The following is a 5,287-nucleotide window of genomic DNA, read 5'->3' on the forward strand; positions in this document are numbered from 1 at the left end:
CGCCCCCCCATAACACCCCCCCCCCTTCCGCCGGCCGCGTCTGTTTTTTAAACGTCCCCGCGGCGTTTGGGCCGGCCCCCCCCCCCGCGCCGCGCCCCGGGCCCCGGCCCGCGCGGGGCCGCCCCCGCGCGGACCGGGCCTATCCTCGACCGGGTGCCCCTCATCAGCCTGCACGACCGCGCCGCGCTCGCCGACCGGTTCCGCGCCGATCCGGCACTGCACCTCTTCGAGCTCGGCGACCTGGACGACACCCTCTGGCCGAACACCGCCTGGTACACCGCCTCCGCCGACGGCGGCCCGGTCGCCCTGCTGTACAGCGGCGGTGACTCCCCCGTACTGCTCGCCTTCGCCCGGCCCCACGACGTCCCGCCGCTGGAGGCGCTGCTGCGGGACCTGCGGCCGTTCCTGCCGCGCCGGTTCACGGCCGGTCTGCCGGACGGCGCCGAGCGGGCCCTCGCGCCCGACTACGCGGTCGAGCGCCGGACGCCGCTGCTCCGAATACTCCTCACCGGGCGGCTTCCGGCCGGAGCCGGGGCCGGTGCCGGTACCGGGGCCGGTAGCGGCTCCGGCCCCGCGGCCCGGCCGCTGACCGCGGACGACCTCACCGACGTACGCGACCTGCTGGCCGAGGCCTACCCCGAGGCCTGGTTCGACCCGCGGCTGCTGGCCGGCGGCGGCTACACCGGGATCAGGGCGGACGGACGGCTGCTGGCCGTCGCCGGGGTGCACGTCCACTCCGCCGCCCAGCGGGTCGCCGTCCTCGGCAACGTCGCCACCCACCCGGACGCCCGCAGCCGCGGCCTCGCCCGGGCCTGCGTGACCGCCCTGTGCCGGCACCTGGCCCCGACCACCGACCACCTGGGGCTCAACGTCCGCACCGACAACGCTCCGGCGATCCGGCTCTACGAGCGGCTCGGCTTCACCACCGTCGCGACGTACAACGAGCTGGTGCTCGGCGCCGGCTGACTACCCGCTTCGGCTCCCCCCGCTTCACTCCCCCTTCCGAGTGCCCCGCACCGCCCCCGCCGATCACGACTCGGCATCCCTTGTCACGGACCCGCGAGGGAGTCGTCACGGAGCGGTCAAAACGGCGCCAAGACCATGGCGCGGCGTCTCCGCGCTGCGCTATGAAGATCCATCGGAGCGACCGCCGACCGGCGGTCCACGAAACGGGGGACGCCACATGAAGCCCATCCGCAGCAGTCGCCGCGCACTGACCCTGGCCGCGCTGGCCTCGGTCGGCGCACTCACCATGACCGCCTGCAACGACGACGCGGCGTCGTCGGACACCGCGACGACCGCGCCCGCCGCGCCGTCCGCGCCCGCGCCCGCCACGAGCGCCCCGTCGCCGGGCAACGGCGCCATCACCCCGGCCGCCCCGAGCAGCTCCGCCCCGGCGGGCGGCGCGGCGTCCGGCTCAGCCGCCGCTCCCGCGCCGGCCGGCGCCACCGCGGCCCCGGGCACCACGGTCAAGGTCGGCGACGCCGTCACGATCCCGTTCACCTCGGGCAGCACCAAGGGCACCATCGCGCTCGCGGTCACCTCGATCGAGAAGGGCGACCCGGCCGACCTCGCCTCGCTCAACCTGGGCGACAAGGCCAAGGGCCTGGTGCCGTACTACATCCACTACAGCGTCACCAACGCCGGCAGCACCGACCTGTCCTTCACCAGCGTCACCCACATGAAGGGCCTGCTGGCGGACGGCACCGAGGCGCAGGACCTGATGATCATCGGCGCCTTCCCCAAGTGCAAGGGCGAGTCCCTGCCCAAGGGCTTCACCAACGGCCAGTCCGCCACCTCCTGCGCGGTGGCGATGTCCCCGGAGGCCTCCAAGGTCGCCGGCGCCGAGTACTGGGGCGACCCGTACACCCTCGGCAAGGGCAAGGGCATCAACTGGAAGTGACCCGTGGGGACTTCGGGCGGGGGCGGCGCACTGCCGCCCCCGCCCGGGGTTCCGGAGCCGGCGCCGGGCCGGGCAGCAGGGGTCAGCTCCGCACGGCCGGGGCGCCGTGGATCCGCAGGAAGGCGTCGACGCCGGCCTCCGCGATCCGCCCGACCTCCTCGTCCGGCACCGGGACCGCGCCCCAGAAGGAGCGTTCGGCGATGCCGTGGAAGGTCAGCAGCGTGTACTGCTCGGCGGCCAGTCCGGCGTCCTCGACCACCAGCAGCCCCCGGGCCGCGAGCGCCTCGAAGTGCGCCGCGAGGTCGCGCAGCGTGGCGGTCGGCCCGGCCTCCACCCAGGCCTCCAGGACGTCCGCGGGGATGTTGGCCACCTCGGCCCGGATCGCCCGGCCGAGCGCCCCGTGCCCGCCGTGGGCGGCCAGGCCGCCCTGCCCTCCCGGCTCCCCGGGTGTTCCGGGCGTTCCGGGCTCCCCGGCCGACAGCACGGCGCGCGCCCGCTCGACCGCGAAGTCGACCAGGCCCTGGCGCAGGTCCACCGCCGGGTCGAGACAGGCCGCCATCAAGTCCCGTGTCCGCTCCCTCAGTTCGGCCGAACTCTGCAGCGCCACCGACAGGAAGAGGGTCTCCTTGTCGGCGAAGTGGTTGTAGACCGTGCGCTTGGACACCCCGGCCTCCGCCGCGATCGCGTCCATGCCGGCGCGGAGGTACCCCTCGCGCCCGAACACCACCGCCGCGGCCCGCGTGATCGCCCTGCGCTTCTCCGGCCGCCCCGCTCCGCCCGTCGCCGCCACGGCCCACTCCTCGTCTGCCGGCCCCTCGGCCGACCCTCCTGGAAACTGCCCGGTGTAGTTTGTGCGGGCCGGTCGCCCCGCCCGGGCCCTGGCGCCCCGGGCCACAGCGAACCCGGTCGCGGCGGACCCGGGCTTGCCACCGGACGCACGTGATCTATGCTGCCTACGATCTCTACACCCGTGTAGAGGCAATGCGGAAGCGCGGCCCCCGATCACGGACGGCCCGGCCGCGCACGGGAACCGGGCAGCCGCCCGAGACGTCCAGAACTGGCAGCGCCACGTACGGACTTACGGACGGGCACCGGCGCGGGCGCCGCCGTGGCGCCCGGAACACGGGAACACCGGGGGTGAGTGCATGGCAGGGCAGCGAGGACGGTCGTCCGACCAGGGGTCACGGCGTCGGGCCGCGACCGGGCCGGCCCCGGCCGCCCGACCCCTGCCCGGCGGGGCCGCACTGCCCGCCGCACTGGCCGTCGCACTGCCTGTCCTGGGCGCGGTCGTCGACGAGCTCTCCGGCCCCGGCATGGGCGTGGCCTTCGCCCTGGGCGCGGTGCTCGGCGCGATCGCGGCAACCGCCCTGAGCAGCCGGAACGGCTGGTGGTGGGTGCTCGCCGCCACGCCGCTGATCGTCCTCGGGGTGACGGCCGGCGCCGAACTGCTCGCGAACAGCGCGGCCTACCACGGCAGCGCCCTGGCCACCGGCTCGGCGAAGTGGGTGGTGCACGGGTTCCCCGTGATGGCACAGGCCGCGGCCGCGGCCGTACTGGTGATCGCGGTCCGGCTGGTCCGGGGGCGGAGGAGGCAGCATGGCTGAGAACCGGACCGGCGAGCGGGCCGGCGAACAGCCCGGCGACCGGACCGGGGGCGCGTCGAGGAGGACTCCGCGCCCGCGCACCTCCCCGCTGCTGGTCGCGGGCCGGGTGGTGGCCTGCACCGTCGGACTGGCGGTGTTCGCCGCCAGCGGGGTGGTCTGGTACGAGTACAAGCAGCTCACCGACGGGATGACCACGTCCAACGTCATCTCCCAGACGAAGAAGGACGCCCCCAAGCACCTCGACAACTCCGTCAACCTGCTGCTGATCGGCCTGGACAGCCGCAAGAACATGGACGGCTCGGACCTGCCCCCGCAGTTCGTCCAGGACGAGCTGCACGCCGGCCACAGCTCCGACATCGGCGGCTACAACACCAACTCGCTGATCCTGCTGCACATCCCCGCGAACGGCGGCAAGGTGCAGGCGGTCTCCATACCGCGCGACGACTACGTCATGACCTACAACGCCGACGGCTCCCAGCTCGGCATGGCCAAGATCAAGGAGGCCTACGGGGCGGCCAAGGACAAGGCCGACCCGGGCCTGCGGGCCAAGGGCCTCAAGGGCGCCGACCTGGAGAAGGCCGGCCGCGACCTCGGTCGCGCGGCCACCATCCGCACCGTGCAGAAGTTCCTCGACCAGCCCATCGACCACATCGCCGAGGTCAACCTGATGGGCTTCTACGACATCGCCAAGGCCGTCGAGCCGATCCAGGTCTGCCTCACCCACGACACCAAGGACCCGGCCATGGAGGGCCAGGGCTCCGGCGCCGACTTCAAGAAGGGCATCAACACCCTCAACGCCGCCCAGGCGCTCTCCTTCGTCCGCCAGCGCCACAACCTCGACGGCCCCGACGGGAACTCGGGCGACTTCGCCCGCACCCACCGCCAGCAGGCCTTCATCTCCGCGGTCGTGCACAACCTGAAGCAGAAGGGCATCGTCGGCGACCTCGGCAAGATGCAGGAGCTGATGGGCGTCATACAGAAGGACCTCGTCATCGACAACGAGTGGAACATCCTCGACTTCGCCCAGCAGGCGCCCGCGCTGACCGGCGGGAACGTCGAGTTCAACACCCTCACCTTCGACGGCTTCGGCACCCGCAACGGCCAGGACGTGAACCTGGTGACCCCGGCGAAGGTCCAGAAGGTGGTCAAGCAGCTGTTCGGCTACGCCGACGCCGCCGCCCCCGCCGCGGCGGGCGGTACGGCCGACCCGGCCGCCACCCAGCCGCCCGCGAGCCCGACGACCGCGCCCACGCCGGCGCAGACCGCCGCCAAGGCCGTCACCGTGGACGTCCTCAACGCCTCCACGGCCGCCGGGGTCTCCTCCACCGCCGAGGCCAAGGCCCTGGTCGCGATGGGGTTCAAGGAGGGCCGGACCGGCTCGGCGGCCACCAAGCCCAAGACCACCACCGTGACCTACGGCAAGGGCGCCAAGGAGGCCGCGGACCAGATCGCCGCCCGCTACGGCGTGACCGCCACCGAGTCCGCCACCGCCGGCGCCGACCGCGTCGTCGTCACCCTCGGCACCACCTTCACCGGCGTCGCCGCCGACAAGCCCGCCCCGGCCGGCGGATCGGACCCGGCCGCCAACCTGCCCATGCAGGGCCCCGGCGTCGACGCCCAGTCCGACGGCGGCATCCCCTGCGTCTACTGACCCGCCCCGCACCCCCGGTGCCCCCCCCCCCCCCGCGGGGCCCCCCGCAGGGCCCCACGAAGTAGTACCCCCGCCCCCCCCACCCCCCCCCACCCCCCACCGACCACCGAACCCCGACCCCCGACCCCC

General features: G+C 74.4%; 5 protein-coding genes. 4 read left to right on the forward strand and 1 reads right to left on the reverse strand.

The genetic code is table 11. The features are described 5' to 3' along the window. The first annotated feature begins 153 nt into the window (after nt 1-153). Both ACFQ6N_RS39920 and ACFQ6N_RS39925 read left to right on the forward strand, forming a co-directional pair. A complete protein-coding gene (locus ACFQ6N_RS39920; RefSeq protein WP_380659074.1) occupies nt 154-966 on the forward strand; it encodes a GNAT family N-acetyltransferase in 813 nt (270 codons plus the stop codon). Nucleotides 967-1,183: 217 nt separating this feature from the next. Then, on the forward strand, nt 1,184-1,903 hold the full coding sequence (locus tag ACFQ6N_RS39925) for a hypothetical protein (protein ID WP_380659075.1): 720 nt from the start codon (nt 1,184-1,186) through the stop codon (nt 1,901-1,903). Nucleotides 1,904-1,985: 82 nt separating this feature from the next. On the opposite strand, the gene ACFQ6N_RS39930 is transcribed toward ACFQ6N_RS39925, so the two are convergent. Then, nucleotides 1,986-2,693: a TetR/AcrR family transcriptional regulator gene (locus ACFQ6N_RS39930; RefSeq protein ID WP_380659076.1), complete on the reverse strand. Its 708-nt coding sequence runs from the start codon at nt 2,691-2,693 to the stop codon at nt 1,986-1,988. A gap of 355 nt (nt 2,694-3,048) precedes the next feature. On the opposite strand from ACFQ6N_RS39930, the gene ACFQ6N_RS39935 reads away from it, so the two are divergent. After that, a complete protein-coding gene (locus ACFQ6N_RS39935) occupies nt 3,049-3,507 on the forward strand; it encodes a DUF6542 domain-containing protein (protein ID WP_380659077.1) in 459 nt (152 codons plus the stop codon). Further along, nucleotides 3,500-5,158, forward strand: coding sequence for an LCP family protein (locus tag ACFQ6N_RS39940; RefSeq protein WP_380659078.1), 1,659 nt, complete (start codon nt 3,500-3,502; stop codon nt 5,156-5,158). The genes ACFQ6N_RS39935 and ACFQ6N_RS39940 overlap by 8 nt, the downstream gene beginning before the upstream one ends. The last annotated feature ends 129 nt before the right edge of the window (nt 5,159-5,287 follow it).

It is taken from the genome of Kitasatospora sp. NPDC056446, from assembly GCF_042796115.1.
Lineage (GTDB): Bacteria > Actinomycetota > Actinomycetes > Streptomycetales > Streptomycetaceae > Kitasatospora.